The following is a 26245-nucleotide window of genomic DNA, read 5'->3' as shown; positions in this document are numbered from 1 at the left end:
TCCAGGCTACCGCGATACCAAGATACTCGGTCCCTGACCGTCACCCCACGCACGGATGACGGAACGGATGAATCGACGACGCGCGTACGGCGCCGTCGTCCTCGCGACGCTTTCGTATACGTGTTTGATGTTTATCTGGTTCACGCTGCCGGCTCACCTCTCGACGATTATCGACGACCTCGGATTGTCGAGTACCGAGGCCGGTATTGTTGCGGGTGCGATCCCGTTAACTTACATCCCGGTTGCGCTGTTTTCGGGAGTGATCGTCGACAGGTTCGGGCCGGGTCGGAGCCTCGCGGCCGGCGTTCTGATCTACGGCGTCGCCCAGGTGGGTCGTAGCTCCGCATCGGGCTTTCCGTCCCTGCTCGCGTGGACGCTGCTGATCGGCGTCGGCGCCACCGCCATCACCTTCGGATTACCGAAGCTAATCTCTGTGTTGTTCCCGCCCACGGAGACCGGGTTTCCGTCGTCGATCTACCTCGTCGGCGCGTCCGCAGGCACGGCTAGCGCCTTCGCTATCGGTCGCCCGATCCTCACTCCACTGCTCGGTAGCTGGCGGACGCTCTTTCTTTGGAGTGGCGCGGTTGCGATCGGCTACGGTCTCTGCTGGTTCGTCATCGCTCGGCGGCTGCGCATCGACGCTCGCAACCGTGCGTCAAACGAGGCCGACGCGGCGGATTCGTCACTCACGCTCGAGGCGATTCGACGGGACCTCACGCTCGTACTCACCCACCGCGAACTCCAGCTCGTGGTCGTCATCGGCACGATGTACCTGCTGATCGCTCACGGGATGCAAGGATGGCTTCCGACGCTACTCGAGGCCCGCGGGTATTCGGCGGATCGAGCCGGCCGGACGACCAGCCTGCTCGTTGCGGCCAACATCACCGGTGTCCTCACCGTTCCGGTGGTCGCGGACCGCTTCAGCGTACGTCGAACGGCTCTGCTCACGTGCGGTCTGGTGGCCGCTCTTGGCGTTTCGGGCGTGCTCACCAGCGGAATCGGCCTCCTACTCATCGGTAGCATCGTCGTCACCGGGTTCGGTGTCGGCGGCCTCTCTCCTCTCGTCCGTGCCATCCCGCCGGATCTCGAGGGAATCGGCGCGCGGTTGACAGGGACGGCAGTCGGGTTCATTTTTGCCGTCGGCGAAATAGGAGGATTCCTCGGCCCGGTACTCGTCGGGACGTTGCGCGACGTCACCGGATCGTACGCCCCTGGCCTCCTCGTTCTGGCTTCGGGGGGGCTCGTCGTCGCGGTGGCGGGGGGTGTTCTACGGTATCAGTACGGTGACGGCTAGCCCGGCTCACCTGCGCCGCGACCCGTCGGTCGCTGGCTCGAAGAAGTCGATCGACAGTCCCGTCTGCTCCGCTCCCAGTGCAACCGGGCAACGAACGGGGACAACGCGAATGCAGTTCTAGAGAGGAGGTCTCGGATGAATCTATCCACTCAGTCGTTCGATCGGATATTTTCCGGTCGTGACTCGATTCCACGTTCGATGGCGCAACGCTTGACGGTGAGTTCCGAATTCCGCTCCGCGTTCCCTGACGGTGTCTACGTGGGAGTTGGCGGATGCCGCGCGACGTCGATCCAGAAATCTTCGATCGCCTGCGCCATGGAGTTGAATTCCATCGGGCCGTCCGGCTTCGTGAGGTACGCATTCGCGTTCTTTTCGTAACTTTTGGTGATGTCTTCTTCAGTTTTCGAACTGGTAAGGATGAGGACAGGTGGCGGTGGATAGTCGAGTTCTTTATCGAGAGCCTCGAGAACCGCGAACCCATCGATGCGCGGGAGGTTCAAATCCAGAAGGACCAGGTCGAGGTCGGCATCCGGTTCCTCGGCGTGATGGCGATGAATATACTGTGCTGCCTGTGCCCCATCAGTAACGGTGTGGAATTCGATCTCGCTGTCTGTCGACTTGAACGCTTCTTCCGTGAGGCGGACATCACCGGGATTGTCCTCGACGAGCAGGAGGTCGATTGGTTCTTCAGGGGTGTATTCGTCCATACCATTCGTATCCGGTCTATGTGCGTAAGACATACTCCTACATGTGTGGGGTGAGCTGACCCTTGCAAGGGATGGGGATCGAGTCGTTCTCTCAGCAAACACCGTCTGGTTTCTTCTCTATTCTCGCTTTCTGTACGCACCGGCGATCGGTCGGCTCGTGGCACGATGGAACGCAGACGGTCCGTTCGGCGACCGCTGGAACCGGCTGGATCAGTCGTTTTCGGGCTCCCGGCGCGTCGGCGGCGTCTTCGAGAGGAGTTCACCCCAGCGGTCGCGGTTGTCGGCGACCCATCGGTAGGTGCGCTCCCGAAGCCGTTCGTAGTCCTCGAACTGGCGAAGAAACTCGAGGACGTCCCCCGCAGGCTTCACGACGTCGGTGCGAACGAACGCTTGTTCGATCGATGCGCCACAGGAGTACACTCCGTCGCCGGTTACCAGATGCGCACAGTCCTCGTAGTCGGTGGGCAGTCGCCCTCTCAAATCGCTATCGAGGTCGCTGAATCCGACGATTCGAAGATCAGACCGATCGTCGAAGTACTCCGCCCACCACGTACAGAAGCCGCAGTCATCGTCGTAAACGAGTGTCGTCTCAGTCATGGGTGTACAACGAACTCGAGACACAAACGCCTAACTCGAGACGGGACCGTTCGCCGGCGAGACGGGCGATCGTTCGGTCCCGGTGACCCGCTGGACGAACGATGCGTCGATTTTCCCGGAACCATTACAACGTCCGACTTCGACCACCAATTCATCGTGCCCCCTTCCGTCTTCGATCCGCGATTGCAGTTCGTCACGGTCGCAGAGACGACGCTCAGCGACATCGACGGTGAAAACGGCGAACTGCTCATCGGCGGTTATCCGGTCGAAGAACTCGCAACTCGAGCGAGCTACGAGGAAAGCGTGTTTCTCCTGCTCAACGGTCGGCTGCCGACGGCGGCGGAACTCGACGACTTTCGCTCAGGTCTCGCGAATCGACGCGGAATCTGTTCGGAGGTCCGGGCCGTACTCCAGCGTGCCGCGGCGGACGAAACGCATGCGATGGACGCACTCAGGATGGGCATCGCGACGGCGACCCTCGAGAATGCCGAGACAGACCCGCAAGCGACCGCCGAGCGCGTCGTCGCCGTCTTCCCGACGGTCGCCGCGACGTACTGGCGCTATCGGCGCGGAGCGGACCCAGTTCTGCCGAACGACGACCTCGGTCACGCCGCGAACTACCTGTACATGCTGACCGGCGAGGAGCCGGCTGAATCTGCGGTTCGCGGCCTCGAGACCTTTCTTACCACTCTGATCGATCACGGCCTCAACCCCTCGACGTTCACCGCTCGGACCGTGATGTCGACTGAATCGGACGTCGTTTCGGCGGCGACGGCTGCCGTCGGGACGTTCAAAGGATCTCGCCACGGTGGCGGTCTCGAACAGGTCTTCGAGATGCTATGGGAAATCCACGAAACCGGTGACGGCGAACGGTACGTTCGCGAGAAACTGGCGGCGGACGAACGCGTCAACGGATTCGGCCATCCGGTGTATCAGGTCCGCGATCCGCGGGCGGAAGTACTCGAGGCGGCTGCCGAACGCTTCGTCGAAGAGTCGGGGGACGACGAGTTTCTCGAGAACATCAGGCAGTTCGAAACGGTTGCGGGGAACGTACTGTCGGCGCGCGCTCCTCACCGCGGTACAGAGGCCAACGTCGAGGTCTACGCCGCCGCTTTGCTTCACGAGATCGGTGTCCCGAAGGAGCTGTTTACGGCCACGTTCGGCATCTCGCGTGTCGGTGGCTGGACGGCCCACTGCCTCGAGCAGTTGGACGACAACGCCCTCGTTCGACCCACTGGCCAGTACGTCGGCCCGACGGGGAAAGACTGGCTTCCGGTCGAGAATCGAGACGTGGCGGGGGACTCGCTGGTTCGACGACCCGTTCAATCGGCGACGCTCGAACCGGTCTCGGAGACGCTCGCGATCCTTTCTGAACCGAACCGACTCGAACTGCTTCTCCTGTTGTCCGATCGAAACGACCCGGTTTCGTATTCGGCACTCCGAGCGTCGTCGTCGATCGAGGACAAGGGCCGGTTCAACTATCACCTGCGCCAGCTACGGGATCACTTCGTCGTTAATCGCGCGGACGGCTACGAATTGACCGATGCCGGGCTTGCGTTCGTCGAGACTGTCCTCACGGAAGAGCAACTCCTCGACGATCTCCTGGACTGAATCCCGATCGACCGACCGTCACTGATGGAGAACGATCCTTCCCCGGAGTAGACGAGCCGTCAGTCTCACGCCAGCCGGCCGATCCGGACCGTTCATCCATTACTGGTGGTGTTGGGCCGCACGTCTCGGGTTTTGACCGGTGACTCCGTACCGCGTTGTAGTCGATCACCGAGAACCGTCCCTCTCTCCCCTGTTGGATGGGGAACGAAATTGCTCCAAGCGCTTACATTTCTTCCCGTCGTCGATTGGATATCGAAGCCCATGAACGACACTATCACCCCGGGTCTCGAGGGGGTCACCGTTGCGGAGACGAGACTCAGCGACATCGACGGCGAGAACGGCGAACTCGTCATCGGCGGCTATCCGATCGAGGAACTGGCCACTCGAGCGACGTACGAGGAAACCGTATTCCTCCTGTTCCACGATCGGTTGCCGACGGCGGCAGAACTCGATGACTTTCGCTCGGATCTCGCGAGCCGACGCGGTATCTCTGCAAGCGTTCGTGACGTGCTCCGGCACGCCGCCGAGGCGGAGAAACCGGCGATGGATGCGCTCAGGATGGGTACCGCGGCGGCGAATCTCGACACCGATGAAGAGGCGCGGCCGTTCCACCCAATCGGGGACGAGGCGACGCCGGCTCTCGCTCGGCGACTCGTGGCCGTTTTTCCCACGATCATCGCGACCTACTGGCGATACCGGCAGGGAAGCGATCCCGTCGAACCGCGTGAGGATCTCGGCCACGCTGCGAACTATCTGTACATGCTCACCGGCGATCGACCTGACGAAGCCGTCGTCCGTGGACTCGAGACCTACCTCAATACCGTCATCGACCACGGCGTCAACGCCTCGACGTTCACCGCCAGGACTGTCGTCTCGACCGAATCGGACCTCGTTTCGGCAGCGACCGCTGCGGTGGGCTCGCTCAAGGGGCCGCTTCACGGCGGCGCACCTGGTCCCGTCCTCGAGATGCTGAGAGACGTCCACGAATCCGGCGATCCGGCCGGGTACGTCACCGAGAAGTTAGCCGCCGGCGAGCGACTGATGGGATTCGGCCACCGCGTCTATCGCGTCCGCGACCCGCGTGCAGCGGTTCTTTCGTCGGCGACCGACCGTCTGATCGCGGAGTCGTCCGACGTCGACTTCTTCGAGACCGTCCGGGAATTCGAGACGGTTGCCGTCGAGGCTCTGCGGGAACACAACCCAGACCGCCGACTTGAAACGAACGTCGAATTCTATACCGCCGCGCTACTCGACGGTGTCGGCGTTCCGAAACAGTTGTTCACGCCGACCTTCGGTGTGTCGCGAGTCGCGGGCTGGATGGCCCACGCTCTCGAGCAACTCGATAACAATACGTTGATTCGGCCGGTCTCCCGATACATCGGGGAGACGAACCGGTCGTGGACGCCTGCTAAAGACCGATAGAACGTGTACAACGGCGTCCGTTTCGCCTGATCGACTCAACTGCTGTGGCGGCCGCGCTTGCTCTGGACTGTCGTCGTATTCTCCGTTCCGATCGGATACCGTCGATCAATCGTCGTGGCCGGGATACCGAGCTGTATCGACAATATCCTCCCAAATGAGAACAAATTATTACCATTTGCATGTCCGTAATTATTTTGTACTGTGGATTGGTATTGTGTGGCATGATAGTTGATGACGAATCGAAGGTCATGATCGGAAGGGGGACGCTGGGTGGTGCTTTTGCCTGGATCGCTGGATATCTCTTCACCTACGTGACCGCAATCGGTGACGTCACGTCGGACGAAAAGTTCGAGGCGCTGGAACTTGCCGCTAATGAGTCTCTTTCCGTCGAAATGATTGGCATGTTGTTCTACAATGCACACCGAGTCACCATCGATGTTCCACAGTACAGCATTTTGCAAGCCCTCGATCCGAATCACAATTTCATCTCTGCCCAAGGGGGGAGTACGACACTCCTGTATGGCGTTCCGATTGTGACCTTGCTCTTCGCTGGCGCGCTGGTGACGATATACACCCGACACGATCTCGAATCGACGACCGACGCCGCACTCACTGGAACGACCGTCATGGTGGGGTACTTACCATTGGCCGTTCTCGGCACGACCGTATTTGCTATCGATCTCGGCGACGGTGCGATGCAACCCGATCTTCTCTTGACGATCGGGTTTGCCGGAACGTTTTATCCGTTGATATTCGGTGCGATTGGCGGCATCGCAGCGAGCATCGTTACACGCGCTTCCCACGAAGGTTCGGTTTTCGACCCCGATAGTACGTGATCGAATAGTTCGTTCAGTTTCCGGGGGATGGGTACCCGGCTGATCGTTCCACCGGAACGAGACGTCGGTGACCGATCGATAGACGTTGCTGGTGGGCGGTCGGTTTCGTGCCGGTAGATCGTTGCTCGAGGCCCCATCGGTGCGCGCGTGTTCCGGCCGACTGTATTGTCGATCGTGAGAGCGTGCGGAGTCCCGTTCGGTCGTTCTCGTCGACAATCGGCCGTGAGAGAGCGTGTGGAGTCCCGTTCGGTCGTTCTCGTCGACAATCGACCGTGAGTGTGTACCAGACGCTCTGAACGATACGACGATCACGGGCGCCCCACACGGTGTTCGAATTTTTTCGCTCAGAACAATCGTTGCAAAAACGTGAATAGTGAGATAAGGCGGTAGCAAACGGTCGGGGGATACGTTGCAGGGGAAACGTTGTCGTTCGGACCGACAAATCGGACCGGACCCGACGAAGGCCGTTTACTGTGTGAACCAAATGGCAAGGCCGCTGAATTTCACCGACACCGAAACGCTCGCCTAATACTGCCCTCACGAACGCTCACTGCGAGTCTCAGAAAACCGTGTGTCCGTCATCCTATCGCCGAAGAAGTAATTGCAACAAAGGGCTCCTTTTCACAAGCAAATCCGTTCTCGAAGGGCTTAATCGCCCGTAAACCGGTTCATACCGCCTCAAAGTCCCGTGTTTCTTTCAACGAGTACAGACTATATCACTGATGGAAACTTTCGGTTAATTAACACGGCGTACAAAACACACAACACTGCAACTGTTTAGTGCTCGAATAATAATGATAATAAAAAGCTTGACTAATTCGTATCCTGACTGGACGTTCGCGTTCCAGTCGGGTGAGACAATCATGGTAGACGGAACCCCAATCTCACGGCGGAACAGCATGAAGATATTAGCGACCAGTGGCGCGGTACTGGGAAGCGGTGCTCTCGGTGTTTCAGCAACGATGCAGGACACCGGCAGTAATTCCGGATCCGGGTCGGCCGACACGGAAGAAGCGGCCATCGATCCGAGCGCGATAGAACTCGTAGCCGAGTGCGTCGACGCGAGCCGCAAATACGCGACGTTCCGCGTCGACAATAACGCCAGTCAGTCGGCCACACTCACACCTCAAGGGACCCCACTGTACAATTCGGGCGGCTCTGGCGGTGACGATGGCTCCAGCGGCGACGACGGCTCCGGAAGCGATGGCGGTGACGATGGCTCCAGCGGTGACGACGGCTCCAGCGGTGACGACGGCTCCAGCGGTGACGGCGATTCCGGAAGCGATGGCGGTTCCGGCGGGAGTAACGAAGCAGCAATTCAGGAGATCAACGGGATACTCGAAGGCATCAACAAGAAGCTCGAGAACGTCGAGAACGTCAGCACGATCGACTCGATCGGACCGGATACGGCCAGCAACCTGCAAGACGAGATCTTCACGAAGGTCGTCAACGAGATCAACGCCCAGGCACAGGAACAGATCGGAACGGACATCGCCAATTCGGTTAGTACGCCGACGGAAGCGAGAGAGGAGGCAACCCGACTGGAAGAGAACCTCGGTGGCGCGGCTCAGGAAGCGGTCGACGCACTGAACAACGCCGCGGATAAAGTCGAGCAAATCAAGCAGATCGCCGCCGACGCGAATAGCGGCTCAGGCGACTCCGGAAGTGACGATAGCTCCCAGAGTGCCACTACCTCGAGCAGTGAGACTGGCTCCGACGATTCCGGTGGCTCCGGCGGCTCCGGAAGCGATGACGGTTCCGGCGGGAGTAACGAAGCGGCGATTCAGGAGATCAACGGGATACTCGAAGGCATCAACGAGAAGCTCGAGAACGTCGAGAACGTCGGCACGATCGACTCGATCGGGCCGGACACGGCCAGCAACCTGCAAGACGAGATCTTCACGAAGGTCGTCAACGAGATCAACGCCCAGGCTCAGGAACAGATTGGCACGGATATCGCTAATCCGGTTAGCACGCCGACGGAAGCGAGAGAGGAGGCGACCCGACTGGAAGAGAACCTCGGTGGTGCGGCTCAGGAAGCGGTCGACGCACTGAACAACGCCGCGGACAAGGTCGAGCAAATCAAGCAGATCGCCGCCGACGCGAATAGCGGCTCCGATGACGGATCTAACGGCGGTTCCGACGACGGATCTAACGGCGGTTCCGACGACGGATCTAACGGCGGTACCGACGATGGATCTGACGGTGGAGCCACCGACGGACTGACGGTTGCTGCGAACAGTTCGACCCAGTTCCGGACCGAACTCGAGTCGGATTGTACGGCCACAGTGACTCTCACCATGGACGGCGAAACGGTTGCAGAAGCCTCGATCGACTACAACGAACAGGACACGTACTGTGAGCAGGAGGCGTCCTGTTAGTTGGCACCTGATTCGTACCACCTTCGACGATAGCTGTCTCGGAAGCAACACTCACGGCGCCAGCGCCGTTCAGACGTATTTTTCGGCGAATAGGGCGAACTCTCGAGTTTGACCGCAGGGAAGACGTCAACGCGACGTGATACGTCGTCGGATCGGCGGGCCGCCCTCGATCGAATCCGATGGGACGACGATTGTGATACGCATACCGTTAGGCGGTCACTCAGACGGGTCGAGCGGAACTCGGATGTAGAACACCACGTCGCCGCCCACGGTTCTTTCCAACTGCGCGCTCGAGCGTCAGTCGAGCGCCAGTGCTCGAACTCTCGCTGGTCGGTCGAACCGCTCACGGCGATTGCGAGAACGTGATTGCGTCGCGGTCAGCGTTACCAGGATCGGTTTCGCCGCGTTTCGGCCGCGACCCGCGGCGATATGGAGGTCCGCTGGGACGTCGCATGGGCACGGTACGGAGACTCAGCGCCGGGCTTCGAGTTCCGCCTCGAGATCCGTGACGTCCATGTCCTTCATCGCGAGCAAGACGAGAAGGTGGTAGACGATGTCCGCGCTCTCGTGGGCGATTTCCTCGCGGTCGTCGTCTTTCGCGGCCAGTACGAGTTCCGTGGTCTCTTCGCCGAGTTTCTCCAGGACGGCGTTTTCGCCTTTCTCGTGGGTAAACAACGAGGCGGTGTAGGAGTCTTCGGGTACCGTTTTCTTTCGATCCTCGATGACGGCGAACAGGTCGTCGAGTACGTCGTCCATTACAGCTCACCCGATACGTTTCGGATATCTTCGAGCTCGTCGAACTTTTCGCTGTCGTCCCGGCCGTCTTCGAAGACGTCTTCGGTTATTTCGATCGACGCGTTCGTTCGCGCAGCCAGCGCAAGCGAATCGCTCGGGCGAGCATCGATGACGGTCTCGCCGCGCGGCGTCTCGAGGTGGATGTCGGCGATGTAGGTCCCACCTCGACCGTCGTCTCGCTCTTTGATTTCGTTGACGACGATGTGATCGATGCGACTGCCGAGTTCTTCCATGACGTCGAGCAAGAGGTCGTGGGTCAGCGGTCGACCGATATCTTCGGCTTCGAGGCCACGAGCGATACTCGTCGCCTCGTTGAACCCGATGAAAATCGGTACGACGTCGTCTTCTCCGTCGACGGTGAGGACGATGACCGGGACCGGCCCTTGGGGAGTCCCTGCGACGCGAACTGCGTCGATAGATGCTTGCATATCCAGACCGTTGCGCGGGAGGGAGAAAACATATCCGGTCGCGAATGCATGCACGGCCGAGTCGAGGGTGTGTTCGTCCGATGCAGCGACGTCACTGAGCGTCTTCGAGGGCCGGTACCGTAGACGCATCATTTTCGAAGAACGCGAGGCCGTGGATCCGGCTGTCCGGAGTCAGTTCCGGATGAAACGAGGTGCCGATAACCGGGCCGTCACGGACTGCGACCGGCCGGTCGTCCCACGTCGCCAGCACGTCGGCCTCGCCGACCCCGTCGATCGCGGGCGCGCGGATGAACACCGCCGGATACGGCTCGTCGAGCCCTGCAACCGCCAGCGGGGCTTCGAAACTGTCCTTTTGTCGGCCGAAGGCGTTGCGCTCGACGCTCACGTCGATTACGTCGAGTTCGTCGACCCGGTCGTCTCCGGCGTTGCTCGAGGCGACGATCAGTCCGGCACAGGTCGCAAGCAGCGGTTTTCCTGCGGCGACGTGCGCTTGGATTTCAGGAGCGATCCCGTCACCGTGGATCAGTCGGGAGATGGTCGTCGACTCTCCGCCTGGCATCGCAAGCAAGTCGCACTCGGGGACGATTCCCGATTCTCTGATCTTGCGGACGGTGACCTCGTGACCGTGGGCCGCCGCTGCTCGTTCGATGGCGGCCGCATGCTCGGAAACGTCGCCCTGAACGGCGACGACGCCTGCAGTCAGTGACATGGTTACAGCTATGAACGGTGTCGTCAAAAACGCCGCGCCATCGGCGTCGAATTCGAACGTTCGTACCGGAGTCGCGACGTGAAGCCATCGTCGACCGGGGGTAATCGGGTAGCGCCGCCACGAAACACGACTCGAGTACGTAGCGAAAGCACGTGCGTTTTCGGAAGGGCCCCCTACGCTTAGTGCGATCGAAGACGTAAAATCGAACGTGAGTCGATCTACTGTGCGTCGTTGGGAATACAAGACTGTCAGGCCGGTCCGCGGCGAAACCAAAAAAGAAGCCGAGGATCCGCAGGAGGAATTGAACGCTCACGGCGAAGACGGATGGGAGCTCGTCGAAACGATCGATTACACGGGGGGCGGAACCAAGTATCTCGTCTTCAAACGCCCGGCAGAGAGCACAGGCGATACGATTGCGGAGTGAGTCAACGTGAACGACCGCACTGATTCCTCCACAGACATCGGGACGGCCAACACGATGCGCGAGCGCGCGGGTGAGAGTCGCCTCAAGATCTGGCTGCTCCTCGCCGCGAACCGTCTCCAGGTGACCGCAGTGCTGGCGCTGGCCGTGCTCGTCAGCTTCGTGGCTGCCGTCACTTTCCTCCCGGAGCCACTGATCCCGCAACTTCGAACTGGCGACACGATCGAAACGATGTTTTCGACGATGATCACGGCCATCGTCACCGGCACCACGCTCGTCGTCACGATCGGTCAACTGGTCCTCTCTCAGGAGAACGGTCCGCTCGGCGAGCAGCGCGCTCGAATGGAAAACGCGATGGACTTCCGGGATTTCACCGAAGAGTTGATCGGAACGCCCAGCCCGGCGGATCCGTCGTCGTTCCTCCACCAGATCGTCGGCGTCACTCAGCTGCGAGCCGAGACGCTCCAGGAAAGCATTTCCGAAAACGAAACCGACGAACTTCGCGAGGAAGTCGACGAGTTCACCGATAGTCTCGTCGGGAATGCCGAACTCGTTCAAGATCAACTCGAGGGCGCGTCGTTCGGGAGCTTCGACGTGCTGTTCGCCGCACTCAACTTCAACTACGGCTGGAAGATATTTCAGGTCGAACGGATCATCGACGAGTACGAAGACGACCTCTCCGACGAGGAACTGGCCCATCTGGACGATCTCAAAACGGCGCTGAGTCTGTTCGGACCGGCACGAGAGCACGTCAAGACGCTGTACTTCGAGTGGGCGCTTGTTTCGCTCTCGCAACTGATACTCTACGCGTCGGTGCCGGCGCTGGTCGTCTCCGGCATCATGCTCACGGTCGTCGACGCTGGTACGTTCCCCGGGAGCACGTTCAGCGTGACGAATATGACGTGGGCGATCGGTCTGGCGTTTACCATTACGCTCGTGCCGTTTCTCTTGTTTACGTCCTACGTGCTCCGGATCGTAACGATCGCGAAGCGGACGCTCGCGATCGAACCGCTCATACTCCGCGACTCACAGCGGTAGGCGCGGATACCAGCGATCTCCCGGCTCGCCCGTCTCGAGAATCGGGCCTGAAACCGATCGTCCGCAGTGACCGTATATCGATTGCCGGCGCTCCTCGAGGCGACGCTCACGGCAGAATTGAGACGGCGATTCCGTTACGAGACGAACGTCAGCAGTTGAACCAGCACGCCCAGTAACACACCGAACGCGATTACCGTTTTGGGGTCGATACGAATGGCGTTCGAGTCTTCGGAGTCGAAGTACCGGACGAGACCGGCACTGGACATCAATCCGCCGGTGTTCTGTCCTTTATCCATACTCGGTTCTACGGCTCCCCTGAACTAAACCTTTCGACCGATCTGCATCGCCGAATACGGAAAGTCGTCGGCAGTGGGAAACCCTTATGCGCGCAGCCACGCTACTAACGCTGACCGCATGACTGTCACTCTCAAGGACTTCTACGCGGACTGGTGTGGCCCGTGCAAGACCCAGGACCCGATTCTCGAGGAACTCGAGGACGACTGGGAGGGCCGATTCGAAGTCGAGAAAGTCAACGTCGACGAACAGCAAGACATCGCCAACGAGTATCAAGTTCGCTCGCTGCCGACCCTCATCATCGAGAACGACGACGGCATCGTCGAGCGCTTCGTCGGCGTCACTCAGCGCGACGACATCGAAGACGCTCTCGAATCGGCCGGCGCGTAAGGTCGACGATCACCGCCAGTTCTCTCGGTTTTCCCGCCAGCGAGCGGTTGCGATCGCTCGCGTATGCCGTGACTACCCGATACCACATGCTCGTGGTTTCGGTCGCGGGAGGCGGTCGGTTAGTCGACCGAGAAACGATCGGACCGACCTGGAGAACACTCGATGCAAAGAACCGACCGAGGGAACGACCGCTCTTCCCGAAAGCGCTTCCGTCGTCTAGATCCACTTCACGCCGACATCGTGCATGTCGTCGTTGTACTTCGCGATGTTGATGACGAGCGGTGTGACGCTTTCGACCTCGGCAGCGTTCGCAAGCGGTCCGGCCTCGAGTGCGCGCAGACCGACGATTTCGTTTGCAATCGTCAGAACGGTGTCGGCGGCAGCGTCATCGTCGGCGACGACGAGCGTATCGAGGTCGAGTTCGTTGTCCAGGTTTGCGAGCGCGTCAGCAGCGAGGTTGTGGAATGCGCCGACGACTGAGACCCCGTCGGGAGCACGCTGCTCGACTAGTTCGGTGACGCTCCCGGCGCTTGGCGGATGATAGTGGAGTCCGTCTTCGTCGCCCTGCATGCCGACAGCAGGGGTGACTAACACCGTGTCCGAGTCGAGGCTGTCTGCGACTGCCTCGACGGTATCGCCGACGTAGTACGGCGGGACGCTTACGATGACGACGTCCGCGCGGTCGGCCGCCATTTCGTTACCGAAGCCCTTGATGTCGGCCTCGGCATCGCGCTCTGCGAGTTCGTCTTCGTATCCTGCGACCGCATCCCGTGCTTTCTCCGGGTCTCTCGAGCCGATGAGGATCTCGTGATCCGTATCCCGAGCAAGCCGCAATGCGAGTCCTTCGCCGATATCGCCGGTGCCGCCCAGTAGTGCAATTCGCATACGGCCTCGTCGGAACGGCACCCGAATAAATGGGTCGGAGATCGGACGATATCGCCGGGTTCTCCGACGGACCACAGCGCCGTGGCGGCTGTGGCTGCTCGGGGGAGGCCAGGCGATCGGATGGCGACGAGTATCGTTCCGGCGATTCAGAGACGTTCAGTAGCGAATTGTCGGCGTGACGGATACCCGACCCGGCCCGGCTGTACACCGTGCTGGCAGTGGACGCCGATCCGTCCATTGATCCTCGCGGACTGCAGTCATCCGGTCTACGGCGCATCGTCTTCGGTCGGATTCATCGCCGATCCCAGGCCACTATCGTAGGCGTCGCGTTCCGTCACTTCCCGGATTCGTTGTTCCAGCTGGGTCTGGAGCGCCTGGCGCCGCTCCTCGTCGATCTGAGGATCGCCCCCCAGGTTTTCGAGGTCCTGCCGAGCCGTTCGCAACACGGCGACGGCTTCCTCGGCTTCGAGGTCGGTCGCTCGATCGAGCGCGCGTTCGACGTCGGCGAGTGTCGTCTCCGTCATATCGGTCGTCGGTGGCGCAAACGCATCAAAAGCGCCCCGGGAAGCGCAACGGTGGCGGTGCGAACGCGCCCGCCGTAGCCTCCATTATCCGGGCTGCCGACGTTCCGGTATGACGCGCCCTGCAGTCATCGCTCACCGCGGGTATGCACGCGTCGCGCCCGAAAACACCATCGAGGCCGTCGAACGTGCGATCGGGCACGACGAGACCGCGATGCTCGAGATCGACGTCCAGCCGGCGGCCTGTGGAACGCCAGTGGTCGTCCACGACGAGCACCTCGACGGAACCCGGGACGGCCGACCGCTGACCGACGCAACCGGACTCGTCCGGGAGACGGCGCTCGCTGACCTCGAGAAAACGCAAATCCTCGGTACAGAGGCGACGATACCATCACTCGGAGATCTGCTTGCGGTCGTTCCCGAGACGATAGGGGTGAACGTCGAGTTGAAGAACCCGGGGCGATCGGACCTACGAGTCGGAGCGTCACTTCCGTCGGCCGACCGCGACCGACGTCGCACGGTGTGGCGGCCGTTCGTCGAGCGAGTCGTCGCTGACTGCGAGTCGTTCGGCGGGGACCTCCTCTTCTCGTCGTTCTGCGAAGGTGCGATCGCAGCACTGCGAGACGTAGCCGAGTATTCTGCTGCGGTGATCGTCTGGGACGATCTCGAGGGCAGTCTCGAAATCGCGCGCCGATACGATTGCGAGGCGATCCATCCGCCCCGAAACGCGATTGCGGGGACGGAACTGGCCGGGACGGAGTACGCCGGCTTTTCGGCCGCCGAACCGGAGATCGACGTTCTCGAGGAAGCCCACGCGGAAGGACGTGCGGTCAACGTCTGGACGGTGACGAACTGGAACCAGTTCGACGGGCTTGCAGCGGCCGGCGTCGACGGCATTATCGCCGACTATCCCGGACTAATCGGGGGCACGAGCCGGACGGCTGAGAGTCGTTGAACGGAAGCGCTTTCCCGGTCGGACGATGGGTGTGTGGGACGCGCAAACAGGCTCAAGTGATCGCGTCCTGCTATCGGCTGGCCCTGTAAATTTCGCAGTGTTGCCTGACAGAAGTTCGTCGTATTGAGTCGGCCGCGGTGAACAGATTCGATTCCCTCCGCGTTCGTCGTCGCGTCCGGTCAAATCGCTATCGACCTCGTACCTGATTCTGCCGGGATCGAACCCGCCGAATACGAGCCGACGCGGCTCTCGGAGAATAAGTACCGCCTGCAAGCGCACCGGATACCTTGATACGGCGAATCGTGGTGGTGATCTGATGATTATGGTTCCAGTCGCCCATTCGAGGGGCCGTCTCGGCCGTCGGGTTGCGGGCGTACTCGATCAACTATCGACACGAGGCGATGTCGACGTGAGGGTCCGTTTTGGTGGGGAGGTGGACATGGATGAGTGATCTCCCTCCACGGACGACGGTCAAGCGGTGGCTGGTCACGACAAATCACAAAGACGTCGGGATTCTCTACCTGGGAACCGCATTGTTCATGCTCGTTGCTGGAGGTGTCCTCGCACTGCTCTTTCGTGCTCACCTCTGGGAGGCCGGCGGTACTGGGCTCCTCGAGAACACCGAATACAACCAGGCGGTTTCGATCCACGGGTTGTTGATGGTGTTCTGGTTCATCTCGCCGTTCGGGTTCGGTCTCGCGAATTACGTGGTTCCGTTACAGATCGGTGCGAAGGACCTCGCGTTTCCTCGCCTGAACGCCCTGAGTTACTGGTTTTACCTGTTTTCTGGGATTCTCGTCTTGCTCTCGTTCTTCCAGGGCACGACGTGGGCAAACGGCTGGTACATGTACGCCCCGTTGAACGTCCCGATCTACAACCCCGGCTATACGCTGACGACGGGTGGGACTGCGACGATACTCGCGTTGACCCTGTTCGTCATGTCGGTCACGCTCGGCTCGGTGAACTTCCTGACGACGATCCATCGCTGCCGCGCGGAGGGCATGGGAACCTGGAACATGCCGCTGTTCACGTGGGGGACGCTGCTGACCGTCTGGATGATGCTGTTTGCCTTTGCGGCGCTTTTGTCCGCGCTAATTCTCATGCTCACCGACCGCATTCTGCTCACACAATACTACTCCTCGACACAAGAGGGATCGAGCCTGTTGTGGGGTCATCTGTTCTGGTTCTTCGGCCATCCGGAGGTGTACATCGTGTTCTTCCCCGCACTGGGAATTATCTTCGAGACGTTCCAGACCTTCTGTGGCCGCCGACTCGTCGGTCGGAAGTGGGTCATCATCGCGATGGTCCTGGTCGCGGTGCAGTCGTTCCTCGTCTGGATGCACCACATGTTCCTGACGACGATCAATCTCGAGATCAAGACGCTGTTCATGGCGACGACGATCGGGATCTCCCTGCCGTTCGACCTGATGGTCTTCTCGATGATCTACACGATGGTCAAGGGACGTGTCCGGTTCACCACGCCGTTTCTGTTCAACCTCGGTGCGGTCGTGTTGTTCATCCTCGGCGGCATCACGGGCGTTTTCCTGGGCGCCGTCGTCCTCGACTACGAGTTCCGGGGCACCTACTGGGTCGTCGCTCACTTCCACTACGTGATGGTCGCGGGGGTCACCGCATTGATCGGCGGCCTCTACTACTGGTGGCCCAAGATCACCGGGAAGATGTACTCCGAACGACTCGGCAAACTCAGCTTCGCCGTCTACTTCATCGGGTTCAACCTGCTTTACTTCCCGATGTTTCTCGCCTGGGAGACGCCGCGGCGCGTCTTTCACTATGCCGAGGGGATGCAACTGTACCACCAGCTCGCGACGGTCGGGGCATACGTCCTCGCCCTGTCGGTCCTCCTCGTGTTCATTACGCTGGGGAAGAGTCTGGTGTCCGGTCCCGATGCGCCGGACAATCCGTGGCGGTTCTCCCGAACGGCTGAGTGGGCGACGACTTCGCCCCCGCCGCTCGAGAACTGGCCGAACCGGCCCAGCTACGCCAGCGGCAATCTCGAGTTCGTCGACGATCGATCGTCGACCGCAACGGACGGCGGGGCGGCGACACACGAGCGAGCCAATCACGCCGAGTCGCTCGAGGCGGGTCACGAAGACCACGCGAGCATTTGGCCGTTCGGCATCGGGATCGGCATGTTCGTCCTTTTCCTCGGCCTTTCGGGGATGACGCCGTGGGTCGCGAATTTCGCAACGGCGCGAGGGGCCGAACTCGCCGGTTCGACAGCCGGGTCGACGAACGCAGCCTATCCTGCGCTCTCGCTCGTCGGGGTCGGAATACTCGGATACACGCTGTTCGAGTACGGCCGCGAGCGGTTCCACGCACCCGAGATGAAGATCGCCGAGCGCTGGCCGTTCGAAGGCGTCGGAACGACGAAAACCGGCGTCTGGTTCTTCCTCGCGTCCGACGTCGTCGTCTTCGGTGCCGTCATCGGCGCCTACATCTTCATGCGACTTCACACGGGCTGGGGCGAAGTCGAGACCGTGCCGCCATCGTCGCTCATCGGTCTGATCAACACCTACGTCCTGCTGACCTCGAGTTTCACGGTCGTCCTCGGGCTGGTGATGGCCGAACGGGGGAACAAACGCGGGCTGCTGGCGTCGATGGGCGCCACGCTCGGGCTCGGATTCCTGTTCCTCGCGATCAAGGGCTACGAGTGGAGCGTCGAGTTTTCCCACGGCATCTACTGGTTCAGCGACCTCGAGTACTCCATGTACTTCGTGACGACCGGCCTGCACGCGCTACACGTCATCCTCGGGCTGCTCATCGCCGGGTTCATGATCTACCGGGTCGTGACCGTCGACGCGTACCTCACGGACGACCGCCCGGTCGAGTACTTCGGGCTCTACTGGCACTTCGTCGACATCGTCTGGGTGTTTCTCTTCCCGCTGTTCTACCTGATGTAGCGCTGGCGCTGCGGTTCGCGTTTTGCGATCGGTTCGGCGGAAAACCGGTCACGTCCCACCGTTCCTCGGGTCGGCGCGACCATCGATCGTCACGAGGGGTGAAACCAACCGGATACAAGGAGATCGATTCCGAACCAACGGGCATGAAACTCTCGAGCGTCGTCGATCGACTCGACGACACCCTGCGAACCGCCGACTACGCCGACATCGACGCCAGCGCGAACGGCTTACAGATCGGCCCGGAGGAGGCCGAGATCGAACGCGTCGCGTTCGCCGTCGATGGCGTCCGCGAAACGGTCGACCGCGCGGTCGAGGCCGACGCAGACCTCCTCGTCGTCCACCACGGGCTCTCCTGGGGCGGCTTCGATCGCGTAACCGGCCGAACGTACGACCGGATCGCGCCGCTTATCGAGCACGACCTCGCGCTGTACGTTTCTCACCTCCCGCTGGACGGTCACCAGGAACTGGGCAACGCCGCCGGCGTCGCCGACCTGCTCGATCTCGAGGACCGGGCACCCTTCGGCGAGCTTGGTCCCGAGTATATCGGCCAACGTGGGGTGGCATCCGACCCCTACCCATCCGACGAATTACGCGAGCGACTCGAGGCATCCCTCGAAACCGGCGGCCAGTCCGTTCGGCTGCTCGGGTTCGGCCCGGATCGGATCGAGGACGTTGCGATCGTCACCGGTAGCGGGATCGACTGGCTCGACGAGGCCGTCGCGACCGGTGCGGACGTGCTGGTGACGGGGGAGGGCAAACAGCAGGCCTATCACGAGGCCCGCGAGGCCGGCATCAACGTCGTTCTGGCGGGTCACTACGCCACCGAGACGTTCGGCGTGCGCTCGGTCCAGGATGTCGTCGCAGACTGGGGACTGGAGACGACCTATCTCGAGGTTCCGACCGGACTATAGCGGGGTCGCGTCCGTCATCGTCGACGATGGCCAGTCGCGCTCGACGCTGCCGCTTGCGATTACCGTGGGACGTTAGCTACAAGCGATCTTTCAGCTTTCCCTACCATTAAGTGGCGACCGTCGAAACCGACGGTTCATGTCTTCATCACGGACACCGCAATCTGCGCTTCCGGTATCGACGTACGTGACCGATGGGGCGACTATTGCGGCTATTTTGCTCGTCTGGGGCGTTATCGCGGCGTTTTTCACCTACGGAATCGCCGAAATCGGAGGCCCGGGAAGTCTGTTCAAGACTCTCGGTCCGCAACTGGGTGGTGTGTTCGTCCTCACCGGCTTGCTCAATGCGATCCTGTATCTCCTCTATCGGACGGTCGAGTACTGGCAGCAGCTAACAACATAGGTAGCCGCTGAGGGTCGAATTTTCGTTTTCGATCGGGAAACACCGTGTTATCGTGACCGCCAGTTGCGATCGTCGATTGCGATCGTCGGTTGCGATCGTCGATTGGGTCGTCGGTTGTGAGATCGTCGGTTTTGAGGTGGGCGGGTAGTGTGGGCGTGCGTGCCGAAAGACGGGATTGCCGATCGCAACCGGCGCGAGTTACCGAAAGCGGTCCGAACCGGACACCGTCTCCGTTGGGGGTATGTCAGTCGGGCCCTACCGATCGTTTCAGTCACGACAACGATCGATCATCGTCGTGGCAGTCGGACAGTCAGCCGATAACAATAGTCATCGTTCGCCGATTGTCTGGCAACTTCCGGGGCCAATTCCGGGAGACTATCCATGACAACTGACGATTCACGGACGCGACGAGACTGTCTGCGAACGCTCTCCACCGCCGGTGCGGTCGTTGGCGGTGGTGTACTCGGCGTCTCGAGCGCCGGTGCCAGCAGTGCGACCGACGACCACAAGTCGTCGACGGTCGACCCCGCGAAGATCAACCTTCGGGCGATCTGTGCGGATACGGATCGCGGTGCGGCGCTTTTTTGCGTCGAGAACGAATCCGACCAGCCGGTACACCTCGAGTGGGAGACCGTCCCCGTCGAGGAGGGGATCGAGTATCTGGACTGCCAGACGGTCCGCGTCGTCGGTGACTTCGCCGAGGTGATGGTCGACGCGACGTTCGACACGGACAGCGGCATCGGAAACATCTTCTGGCAGTTCGGTCCCGTCGACGGGTGTGCTATCTTCGACATTGCCGACGTAGACGACGTTCCCGACAACTCCATTATCAACACGACTGACGCGTTCCGAGAGGGAACCCCCGTCGTCCCCTACGGTGGCGACATCTCGGCAGACAACCCGGAGTACGTCGCGTGTCAGGAGGAATTCTTCGGGGAAGTGATCGATCCCCCGTCCGGCGGTGAAACGGATGGAACGACCGCTTCCGGCGGTGTCGCGGATGAGACGACGGGGTCCGACGATGGATTCGCGGAAACCGGTAGCGACACCGACCGTAACGAGTTGCGCATCCGGGCGAACGGGACGCGCTGTTTCATCGCAACCGATAGCGACGGATCTCTCTGCGTCGATCTGTTCGCGAACGACGAGCGGATCGCCGCGGCCTCGAGTGCGAACGCATACTTCTGTCCACTTCCGAGCTGGTGGTGGCGATGACCACGTGGCACCCAGAGACCGTTGGCTCGAACCGGGCCCGTTCTGAGAAGCGAGACCGCGACGTTCAAACCGGTGGCTCGCGGAACCGAGGACATGAACGAGGACCACGACAGGAGCGGGGAGCGCGATCACGGAGGCGGCGACCACGACGGGAGCGAGGACGGTGAGACGAGCGGGCATTCGGAGCCCGAACGGCACACGTTTTCCCACGATCCGATCGGTCACGCCGAGGTCCGCGCGGGAATGACGGTCGGCGAACTCGCCGACGAGTACGGTAACGCCGGCGTTGGCTCGGCGAACCTCCACGAGGCGGTTGACGTGACGGAGGCGATGTTCGACGACGACGTGACCGTCTTTTTCAGCCTCGCAGGTGCGATGGTGCCGACGGGGATGCGAGCGATCGTCGCCGACCTGATCCGCGACGGCTACATCGACGTTCTCGTCACGACGGGAGCGAACCTCACGCACGACGCCATCGAGGCTATCGGCGGCAAACACCACCACGGCGACGTCCACGCGGAGGGGAAGACCGAACGCGAACACGACGAGACGCTTCGCGACGAAGGCGTCGACCGCATCTACAACGTCTACCTCCCGCAGGAGTTCTTCGCGACGTTCGAATCTCACCTGCGCGAGGAGGTGTTTCCGGTCCTCGAGGCCGAGTGCGAGGGGGGCGAGGTGGAGGCCACCTCGGACGCCGCGGGCGGCACCAGCCGCGAGGGCGGACCGGTTTCCATCCAACGGCTCACCGAGGAACTCGGCCGGGCCAACGCCGAAGTCAACGAGCGCGACGACGTCGGCGAGGACCCCGGTATCGCCGCCGCCGCGTACCAGAACGACGTGCCGATTTACTGCCCGGCCGTTCAGGATTCCGTCCTCGGGTTGCAGGCGTGGATGTACTCCCAGACCTCCGCGTTCTCGCTCGACGCGCTGGCCGACATGACGCCGCTTACCGACATCGCGTTCGACGCCGACGAAGCCGGCGCGTTCGTCGTCGGCGGCGGCGTTCCCAAGAACTTCACCCTCCAGACGATGCTCGTGACCCCCGGCGCCTACGACTACGCCGTCCAGTTGACGATGGATCCTCAACAGACCGGCGGCCTCTCCGGCGCGACCCTCGACGAAGCCCGCTCGTGGGGCAAACTCGAGAAAGATGCCGAGAACGTCTCGGTTTACGCCGATGCGACGATCACGCTCCCACTGGTTGTTGCGGCCGCGCGCGAGCGACTCGAGGGATAGGGAAACCGACTAGCGGCCGGGCGGTCTGAAGGCGAATCCGTCGTGGGTCGAGAGACGTAGGTCGTAGGTCGTGGATCGAGGGCACGATCCGGTTTTCGGCCCAAACGTCGCCGTTCTGGCTTCCCGAGCGGCTCACCCCAGCCGGTTCGAGACGACCCGATCCGGCGACCGTCCCGTCCGCATATTCACGGGGCAGCCTCAACCCGCTGGGCCCGCGAGTGCGCGTACGATGACTGATTCGAGCGGACCCCTCGAGTACGAGGTCGCCGTCGTCGGCGGCGGTCCTGCGGGGATGACGACCGCGCTGTACACGACCCGACTCGGCCATCGGACGGTCGTTTTCGAGAAGGAAGGCGGTCGTCACACGGCCGTCAATCACGTTCACAACCTGCTCGGGGTCTCCGAAAACGTCTCCGGACAAGAACTCGCTACTCACGCCGTTGACCAACTCGACCAGTACGGCGGCGACTTCTATCCGGACGCCGTCGAGTCGGTGACGCGTATCGACGATCGTCCGGACGCCGACGGCGACGACGGTGGCGCCGCCGAAACAACCGACGCCGACAGCGAGACCGACGATGGCGGCACCGGTCCCGACCGCCCTCGATTTCGGCTCGAGACGGCCCACGCGACCGTCGACGCCGACAGAGTCGTCTTCGCGACCGGGTTCCGGGACCGGAGCCCCGACGTGCCGGAACTCGAGCGGTTTACGGGACGGGGTCTACACTACTGTCTCCACTGCGACGCGTATACGCTGGGCGACGGGCCGGTCTTCGTCCTCGGTCACACCGAGAGTGCGGCGCACGTCGCGATGACGATGCTCAACTTCACTCCCGACGTCGACCTGTTGTTGGACGACCGAAAGCCGGAGTGGGACGAGGAGACTGCCGACCAACTCGACGCACATCCCGTCGATCGGATCGACACGGCCGTCGTCTCCGCCTACGACGACGAGAGCATCGACGAGGACGAACCGCCGTGGCTCGGCGGTCTCGAATTCGCCGACAGCGTGGGACCACGTCCCACTGACAGCCGCACGGAGTCCGGTGACGGAACCGAGCGCGATTACCTCGGCGGCTTCGCGATGTACGGGTCGGTTTACAACGCCGGTCTTCCCGCCGATCTCGGGTGCGACCGCCGCGACGACGGTGCGATCGCCGTCGACGAACGACGGGAGACCAGCGTCGACGGCGTCTACGCCGTGGGCGACGTCACTCACGGCCAGAATCAGACCACGATCGCCATCAGCGACGGGGCCTACGCTGGTCTGGCGATTCACAAGGACCTTCGCATCTTTCCGAAATCGCTCGCAGACCTCGAGGACGGCGACGGCGAAACCGACCTCGAGCAGTCTGTACCCGCCAGTCAATCCGACCTCCGCGCCAGGATGCGACGGGTTCGCGAGGTGGACGTTCATCCGGGGCTCCGTGGGCCGTCGCCCGGTCGAGAGTAATTATCCGCCTCGGCGCGCACCACAGTTCGCCGATTCGAAATGTTCGCTTTTCACAGCCGGTCGAGTAGGCCCCACCACGACGGCGATCGCCTTCGATCTCGACGGGTCCTTGCTCCACCCGATCGGGAATACCGCGACGTGTTGGCCAGCGCCATCGCAGATGTCCGGGAAACGCCTCCAGGGAGTAGCGACAGGCATACGATGGGGTGGTCGCCTCGCTGTCTCCACCGCAGCGCGCTCTCGAGGACCTCGAACAGCCGGCAGAGACGATCGAAATCGAAGTACTCACGAACGGGTTCGCGACCGCCAACTGGCGACGCTTCGAGCGCACGACCTCGAGAACTGCTTCGACGGGTCGTCATCTCGTACGAGGTGGGACGGCACAAGCTGAATCCGACACGGTACGGTTGCTCGAGGACTGAATCCCGTCGGATCGGTACGGATGATCGGAGACAGCGATGCGACACCGACGGTGCGTCGAACGCCGGCTGGGATGCGTATCGCTACGATGGCGACGGGATCACCCCTCTTCCTCGAGTCCTTTTTCGAAGTTGATCCGGGGTGGTGGCGTCGTTGCGTCGAGCCGGCGTCAGTACGTCCTGTACGTCGCCGATCCGATCTCGATTCGGACCAGCGTATTGTCGGCGTAGGCGTCGGGCTCGGCAGCGTACTTTTCGTTTATCCGCCGACGAGCCGCGTCCGTCTCGACCTCGTCCTCGATCACCGTCGCGGTCCCCAGCAAGGACACCATCCAACGCGTCTGCCCCGCGTCGTCCTTCTGGACCGAGAGTGAGACGCGAGGATTCCGTCGGACGTTCGCCAGTTTCCGGCCCGTCGTAACGATCTCTACCGTCCCGTCCACGTATCGGTACCAGACCGGTGCGACGTGGGGCCGCCCCTCGACACAGGTCCCCAGATGAGCCATCACCGGCTCGCTCTCGAGCAGTCGTTCGGCTTTCGATGGAACGCTCGTCACGGTTCAACGGCCGACGAGGAGGACCAAAAGTAGCTCCCATGCGGGTTCCGATAGTCAGTATGTGACCGACTCGCCGCCGACGATTCCGGCAATCCGTTAGTCCGTTTTTGCCACCTTTCTCGCGTTATTTTCTCTCACCGTGCATTTTCCCCTCTCGTCTCGCCCGAATAGCCGTCCCGCTCGCTCGAGTTTGTCGGGAGTACCCCGAGTGGCTACCGGTTCATGTGGCATCGAATCCGACAAAAACCATTTCAGTATTGAAACCGTCCATATCCTGTATTTTAAGTCGATAGGCGCCGACCTTCCTGTGTCCCGGATGTTCCCTCACGGGGAAACGTCATGGCTCTCACAAGACGATCCGGGACATTTTACCATCGTCCGACGATCCGAGACAGATTACCCTGTCCAATCGGTTGAGTGTGCTCGTAGTCACTCCCTCGTTGCACACCACCGCCGGGCTGAAGCAGTCGTTCAGTAGTCCGTTCGAAGCCGTTCGACGTCCAGTTGCAGGTAGTGCCACAGCGTTCCCGTCAGCCCGGACTCGTCGATCCGACGTCCGGAACTCTCGACCAGCACTGTCGGACAGTAGGCAGTCGGTAGTTCTCTCGAGAACGCCCGGCTGAACGCCGTGTCTTCGTTCGGTACCCGGGGAAATCCACCGCTTTCCTCGAAGGCCCGCACGTGGACGAAACAGTTGAACCCCGGCAGAATGGGGTACTCGAGCCGTGAGAAGACGTGGTTGATCGTCACTTCCATCAGCTTGGCGCGATAGGGGCCGGTGATCCGACAGTACGAACTCGCCGCCGCGAGCCCGTTGGTTTCGACGAAGCCGAGCAGTTCGGTCAGGTAGTTCGCCCGCACTCGCGTATCCGCGTCGACGAAGGCGAGCCACTCGCCGCTTGCTCGCTCCGCGCCGAGATTCCTCGCCGCGGCGATGCTCGAGCCGGCTTCGTGGACGACCGCGGCGCCGTACTCTCGAGCGATCGACACCGTGTCGTCGTGGGAGTTGCCGTCGACGACGATCGCCTCGTACGTGTATTCCGTGTCGAGCGCGGCGAGACTGGCGAGTGTCCCCCGAAGGTAATCGGCCTCGTTGCGCGCCGGCACCACGAAACTCACGTCGACGTCGTCACGGTCTTCGTCCGCCATCTTGGTCCACTTCGGATGATGCGGCCGCGGGTTCTCAAACTATCGACAGCTGGCAGTTCCGACCGCGCTTTGTAACCGCGTATTCGTACCCTTTCCGGCGCGAATCGTGCCTGCCGTTGTCGTGCTATTACCTCGCATGATGGTACGTCACGTAGCAGGATACATCATGAACATTTATTATGGAGTGGGGAAAAGGAGGTGAGTAGAGATGTCGGTCGTACACGTAGCAGTCTGAGTTCGTTGCCGATGACGAGTACCGATTTTCGACGATATCCCACACCAGACCGACATGAGCACACAACACCTCACACGACCCGAACCGGACACCGATCCCGAATCGACGCTGAACCGAACCACGACGCGACCGGCCCCCTCGAGCACCGTCACCGAGGACCCGCGAACAGCGACCGACCTCGCCCCCCGTACGTTCCCGTCCCAGAATCGTGCCCGACTCGAGAACCTGATCGACGAGTGGAACGCGGGGTTCGCATCCGGAACCAGTGACGAAGCCGCATAGGGCTCGCGTCTCGAGCGACCGTCTCGGAACCGCGACCGCTCGAGGGATGACAACGGTCGGCACGTCCGGTGACCGGACCGAACGTGGCTGCCAGGACTATCGTTCGTTGGAATTGCACGAATTCGATGGGTTGAGATGTACGACGAGTCTCTACTCGATGCGCGAACCGCCGTGACAGAG

General features: G+C 61.6%; 27 protein-coding genes. 17 read left to right on the top strand and 10 right to left on the bottom strand.

Going from position 1 to position 26245, the window contains the following annotated elements:
* Positions 1 to 55 precede the first annotated feature (55 nt).
* Entirely contained in the window at positions 56 to 1294 is a 1239-nt protein-coding gene (locus HYG82_RS32025) for an MFS transporter (RefSeq protein WP_179261110.1), read from the top strand.
* A 254-nt stretch (positions 1295 to 1548) separates the two neighbouring features.
* Here HYG82_RS32025 and HYG82_RS32020 read toward each other — a convergent pair whose 3' ends face one another.
* On the bottom strand, positions 1549 to 2001 hold the full coding sequence (locus HYG82_RS32020) for a response regulator (RefSeq protein WP_179261109.1): 453 nt from the start codon (positions 1999 to 2001) through the stop codon (positions 1549 to 1551).
* A 210-nt stretch (positions 2002 to 2211) separates the two neighbouring features.
* Positions 2212 to 2598: a DCC1-like thiol-disulfide oxidoreductase family protein gene (locus tag HYG82_RS32015; RefSeq protein ID WP_179261108.1), complete on the bottom strand. Its 387-nt coding sequence runs from the start codon at positions 2596 to 2598 to the stop codon at positions 2212 to 2214.
* Positions 2599 to 2754: 156 nt separating this feature from the next.
* Between HYG82_RS32015 and HYG82_RS32010 the strand changes: the two genes are divergently transcribed.
* The 4 genes from HYG82_RS32010 to HYG82_RS31995 all read left to right on the top strand — a co-directional run bounded on the left by HYG82_RS32010 (position 2755) and on the right by HYG82_RS31995 (position 8848).
* A complete protein-coding gene (locus HYG82_RS32010; protein WP_179261107.1) occupies positions 2755 to 4209 on the top strand; it encodes a citrate/2-methylcitrate synthase in 1455 nt (484 codons plus the stop codon).
* Between the two features lie 261 nt (positions 4210 to 4470).
* Positions 4471 to 5631, top strand: coding sequence for a citrate synthase/methylcitrate synthase (locus tag HYG82_RS32005; protein ID WP_179261106.1), 1161 nt, complete (start codon positions 4471 to 4473; stop codon positions 5629 to 5631).
* A 221-nt stretch (positions 5632 to 5852) separates the two neighbouring features.
* On the top strand, positions 5853 to 6467 hold the full coding sequence (locus HYG82_RS32000) for a DUF7978 family protein (protein ID WP_179261105.1): 615 nt from the start codon (positions 5853 to 5855) through the stop codon (positions 6465 to 6467).
* A gap of 863 nt (positions 6468 to 7330) precedes the next feature.
* A complete protein-coding gene (locus HYG82_RS31995) occupies positions 7331 to 8848 on the top strand; it encodes a hypothetical protein (protein ID WP_179261104.1) in 1518 nt (505 codons plus the stop codon).
* Positions 8849 to 9319: 471 nt separating this feature from the next.
* Here HYG82_RS31995 and hisE read toward each other — a convergent pair whose 3' ends face one another.
* The 3 genes from hisE to pdxT form a co-directional block, all read right to left on the bottom strand.
* A complete protein-coding gene (hisE, locus tag HYG82_RS31990) occupies positions 9320 to 9604 on the bottom strand; it encodes a phosphoribosyl-ATP diphosphatase (RefSeq protein ID WP_179261103.1) in 285 nt (94 codons plus the stop codon).
* Positions 9604 to 10071, bottom strand: coding sequence for a bifunctional nuclease family protein (locus HYG82_RS31985; protein WP_179261102.1), 468 nt, complete (start codon positions 10069 to 10071; stop codon positions 9604 to 9606). The genes hisE and HYG82_RS31985 overlap by 1 nt, the downstream gene beginning before the upstream one ends.
* Positions 10072 to 10162: 91 nt before the next feature.
* Complete coding sequence (gene pdxT, locus HYG82_RS31980; RefSeq protein WP_179261101.1) at positions 10163 to 10780, bottom strand: pyridoxal 5'-phosphate synthase glutaminase subunit PdxT; 618 nt, start codon at positions 10778 to 10780, stop codon at positions 10163 to 10165.
* A 208-nt stretch (positions 10781 to 10988) separates the two neighbouring features.
* Between pdxT and sp36 the strand changes: the two genes are divergently transcribed.
* Complete coding sequence (gene sp36 / locus HYG82_RS31975; RefSeq protein WP_179261100.1) at positions 10989 to 11204, top strand: Sp36 family protein; 216 nt, start codon at positions 10989 to 10991, stop codon at positions 11202 to 11204.
* 6 nt (positions 11205 to 11210) lie between these two features.
* The gene (locus HYG82_RS31970) at positions 11211 to 12239 is read left to right on the top strand and encodes a DUF7972 family membrane protein (RefSeq protein WP_484549564.1); all 1029 of its coding nucleotides are present in this window, start codon (positions 11211 to 11213) and stop codon (positions 12237 to 12239) included.
* A 134-nt stretch (positions 12240 to 12373) separates the two neighbouring features.
* On the opposite strand, the gene HYG82_RS31965 is transcribed toward HYG82_RS31970, so the two are convergent.
* Positions 12374 to 12535, bottom strand: a complete 162-nt coding sequence (locus tag HYG82_RS31965; RefSeq protein WP_006185602.1) for a preprotein translocase subunit Sec61beta — start codon at positions 12533 to 12535, stop codon at positions 12374 to 12376.
* Positions 12536 to 12653: 118 nt separating this feature from the next.
* Here HYG82_RS31965 and HYG82_RS31960 point away from each other — a divergent pair, with 118 nt between their 5' ends.
* Complete coding sequence (locus HYG82_RS31960; protein ID WP_007110841.1) at positions 12654 to 12923, top strand: thioredoxin family protein; 270 nt, start codon at positions 12654 to 12656, stop codon at positions 12921 to 12923.
* A gap of 216 nt (positions 12924 to 13139) precedes the next feature.
* Here HYG82_RS31960 and npdG read toward each other — a convergent pair whose 3' ends face one another.
* Both npdG and HYG82_RS31950 read right to left on the bottom strand, forming a co-directional pair.
* Complete coding sequence (gene npdG / locus HYG82_RS31955; protein WP_179261099.1) at positions 13140 to 13808, bottom strand: NADPH-dependent F420 reductase; 669 nt, start codon at positions 13806 to 13808, stop codon at positions 13140 to 13142.
* 266 nt (positions 13809 to 14074) lie between these two features.
* Positions 14075 to 14332 carry a hypothetical protein gene (locus tag HYG82_RS31950; RefSeq protein ID WP_179261098.1) on the bottom strand — a complete coding sequence of 86 codons (258 nt, stop codon included), beginning with the start codon at positions 14330 to 14332 and terminating at the stop codon, positions 14075 to 14077.
* 109 nt (positions 14333 to 14441) lie between these two features.
* Here HYG82_RS31950 and HYG82_RS31945 point away from each other — a divergent pair, with 109 nt between their 5' ends.
* From HYG82_RS31945 to HYG82_RS31910, 8 genes are all read left to right on the top strand, one after another.
* A complete protein-coding gene (locus HYG82_RS31945; protein ID WP_179261097.1) occupies positions 14442 to 15284 on the top strand; it encodes a glycerophosphodiester phosphodiesterase in 843 nt (280 codons plus the stop codon).
* A 443-nt stretch (positions 15285 to 15727) separates the two neighbouring features.
* Complete coding sequence (locus tag HYG82_RS31940) at positions 15728 to 18205, top strand: cbb3-type cytochrome c oxidase subunit I (protein ID WP_179261096.1); 2478 nt, start codon at positions 15728 to 15730, stop codon at positions 18203 to 18205.
* Positions 18206 to 18348: 143 nt separating this feature from the next.
* Complete coding sequence (locus HYG82_RS31935) at positions 18349 to 19116, top strand: Nif3-like dinuclear metal center hexameric protein (RefSeq protein WP_179264464.1); 768 nt, start codon at positions 18349 to 18351, stop codon at positions 19114 to 19116.
* Between the two features lie 136 nt (positions 19117 to 19252).
* On the top strand, positions 19253 to 19516 hold the full coding sequence (locus HYG82_RS31930) for a hypothetical protein (RefSeq protein WP_179261095.1): 264 nt from the start codon (positions 19253 to 19255) through the stop codon (positions 19514 to 19516).
* A gap of 381 nt (positions 19517 to 19897) precedes the next feature.
* Positions 19898 to 20731: a hypothetical protein gene (locus HYG82_RS31925; protein ID WP_179261094.1), complete on the top strand. Its 834-nt coding sequence runs from the start codon at positions 19898 to 19900 to the stop codon at positions 20729 to 20731.
* A gap of 93 nt (positions 20732 to 20824) precedes the next feature.
* The gene (locus HYG82_RS31920; RefSeq protein ID WP_179261093.1) at positions 20825 to 21970 is read left to right on the top strand and encodes a deoxyhypusine synthase; all 1146 of its coding nucleotides are present in this window, start codon (positions 20825 to 20827) and stop codon (positions 21968 to 21970) included.
* A 229-nt stretch (positions 21971 to 22199) separates the two neighbouring features.
* Positions 22200 to 23423 carry an NAD(P)/FAD-dependent oxidoreductase gene (locus HYG82_RS31915; RefSeq protein WP_179261092.1) on the top strand — a complete coding sequence of 408 codons (1224 nt, stop codon included), beginning with the start codon at positions 22200 to 22202 and terminating at the stop codon, positions 23421 to 23423.
* Between the two features lie 206 nt (positions 23424 to 23629).
* Complete coding sequence (locus HYG82_RS31910; RefSeq protein WP_235217666.1) at positions 23630 to 23845, top strand: hypothetical protein; 216 nt, start codon at positions 23630 to 23632, stop codon at positions 23843 to 23845.
* A 167-nt stretch (positions 23846 to 24012) separates the two neighbouring features.
* Here the strand turns inward: HYG82_RS31910 and HYG82_RS31905 are convergent, their stop codons facing one another.
* On the bottom strand, positions 24013 to 24399 hold the full coding sequence (locus HYG82_RS31905) for a pyridoxamine 5'-phosphate oxidase family protein (RefSeq protein ID WP_179261091.1): 387 nt from the start codon (positions 24397 to 24399) through the stop codon (positions 24013 to 24015).
* A 471-nt stretch (positions 24400 to 24870) separates the two neighbouring features.
* Complete coding sequence (locus tag HYG82_RS31900; protein WP_179261090.1) at positions 24871 to 25548, bottom strand: glycosyltransferase family 2 protein; 678 nt, start codon at positions 25546 to 25548, stop codon at positions 24871 to 24873.
* Positions 25549 to 25837: 289 nt separating this feature from the next.
* On the opposite strand from HYG82_RS31900, the gene HYG82_RS31895 reads away from it, so the two are divergent.
* Positions 25838 to 26065, top strand: coding sequence for a hypothetical protein (locus HYG82_RS31895; protein ID WP_179261089.1), 228 nt, complete (start codon positions 25838 to 25840; stop codon positions 26063 to 26065).
* The last annotated feature ends 180 nt before the right edge of the window (positions 26066 to 26245 follow it).

Origin of the sequence: Natrinema halophilum (assembly GCF_013402815.2) — an archaeon.
In the GTDB taxonomy this organism is placed as follows: Archaea; Halobacteriota; Halobacteria; order Halobacteriales; family Natrialbaceae; genus Natrinema; species Natrinema halophilum.
Note: the sequence above shows the minus strand (reverse complement) of the source record. Positions and strands in the feature narration are given on the sequence as shown.

What these genes read in the sequence shown, in the direction of transcription:
- HYG82_RS31920 (WP_179261093.1), top strand. Translation starts at nt 20,825, where the DNA reads ATGAACGAGGACCACGACAGGAGCGGGGAGCGCGATCACGGAGGCGGC.
- HYG82_RS31935 (WP_179264464.1), top strand. Translation starts at nt 18,349, where the DNA reads ATGAAACTCTCGAGCGTCGTCGATCGACTCGACGACACCCTGCGAACC.
- HYG82_RS31945 (WP_179261097.1), top strand. Translation starts at nt 14,442, where the DNA reads ATGACGCGCCCTGCAGTCATCGCTCACCGCGGGTATGCACGCGTCGCG.
- HYG82_RS31960 (WP_007110841.1), top strand. Translation starts at nt 12,654, where the DNA reads ATGACTGTCACTCTCAAGGACTTCTACGCGGACTGGTGTGGCCCGTGC.
- HYG82_RS31895 (WP_179261089.1), top strand. Translation starts at nt 25,838, where the DNA reads ATGAGCACACAACACCTCACACGACCCGAACCGGACACCGATCCCGAA.
- HYG82_RS31930 (WP_179261095.1), top strand. Translation starts at nt 19,253, where the DNA reads ATGTCTTCATCACGGACACCGCAATCTGCGCTTCCGGTATCGACGTAC.
- pdxT (WP_179261101.1), bottom strand. Translation starts at nt 10,780, where the DNA reads ATGTCACTGACTGCAGGCGTCGTCGCCGTTCAGGGCGACGTTTCCGAG.
- HYG82_RS32015 (WP_179261108.1), bottom strand. Translation starts at nt 2,598, where the DNA reads ATGACTGAGACGACACTCGTTTACGACGATGACTGCGGCTTCTGTACG.
- HYG82_RS31915 (WP_179261092.1), top strand. Translation starts at nt 22,200, where the DNA reads ATGACTGATTCGAGCGGACCCCTCGAGTACGAGGTCGCCGTCGTCGGC.
- HYG82_RS32020 (WP_179261109.1), bottom strand. Translation starts at nt 2,001, where the DNA reads ATGGACGAATACACCCCTGAAGAACCAATCGACCTCCTGCTCGTCGAG.
- HYG82_RS31940 (WP_179261096.1), top strand. Translation starts at nt 15,728, where the DNA reads ATGAGTGATCTCCCTCCACGGACGACGGTCAAGCGGTGGCTGGTCACG.
- HYG82_RS32025 (WP_179261110.1), top strand. Translation starts at nt 56, where the DNA reads ATGACGGAACGGATGAATCGACGACGCGCGTACGGCGCCGTCGTCCTC.
- HYG82_RS31995 (WP_179261104.1), top strand. Translation starts at nt 7,331, where the DNA reads ATGGTAGACGGAACCCCAATCTCACGGCGGAACAGCATGAAGATATTA.
- HYG82_RS31900 (WP_179261090.1), bottom strand. Translation starts at nt 25,548, where the DNA reads ATGGCGGACGAAGACCGTGACGACGTCGACGTGAGTTTCGTGGTGCCG.
- npdG (WP_179261099.1), bottom strand. Translation starts at nt 13,808, where the DNA reads ATGCGAATTGCACTACTGGGCGGCACCGGCGATATCGGCGAAGGACTC.
- HYG82_RS31950 (WP_179261098.1), bottom strand. Translation starts at nt 14,332, where the DNA reads ATGACGGAGACGACACTCGCCGACGTCGAACGCGCGCTCGATCGAGCG.
- HYG82_RS32005 (WP_179261106.1), top strand. Translation starts at nt 4,471, where the DNA reads ATGAACGACACTATCACCCCGGGTCTCGAGGGGGTCACCGTTGCGGAG.
- HYG82_RS32000 (WP_179261105.1), top strand. Translation starts at nt 5,853, where the DNA reads ATGATAGTTGATGACGAATCGAAGGTCATGATCGGAAGGGGGACGCTG.
- HYG82_RS31925 (WP_179261094.1), top strand. Translation starts at nt 19,898, where the DNA reads ATGACAACTGACGATTCACGGACGCGACGAGACTGTCTGCGAACGCTC.
- HYG82_RS31965 (WP_006185602.1), bottom strand. Translation starts at nt 12,535, where the DNA reads ATGGATAAAGGACAGAACACCGGCGGATTGATGTCCAGTGCCGGTCTC.
- hisE (WP_179261103.1), bottom strand. Translation starts at nt 9,604, where the DNA reads ATGGACGACGTACTCGACGACCTGTTCGCCGTCATCGAGGATCGAAAG.
- HYG82_RS31985 (WP_179261102.1), bottom strand. Translation starts at nt 10,071, where the DNA reads ATGCAAGCATCTATCGACGCAGTTCGCGTCGCAGGGACTCCCCAAGGG.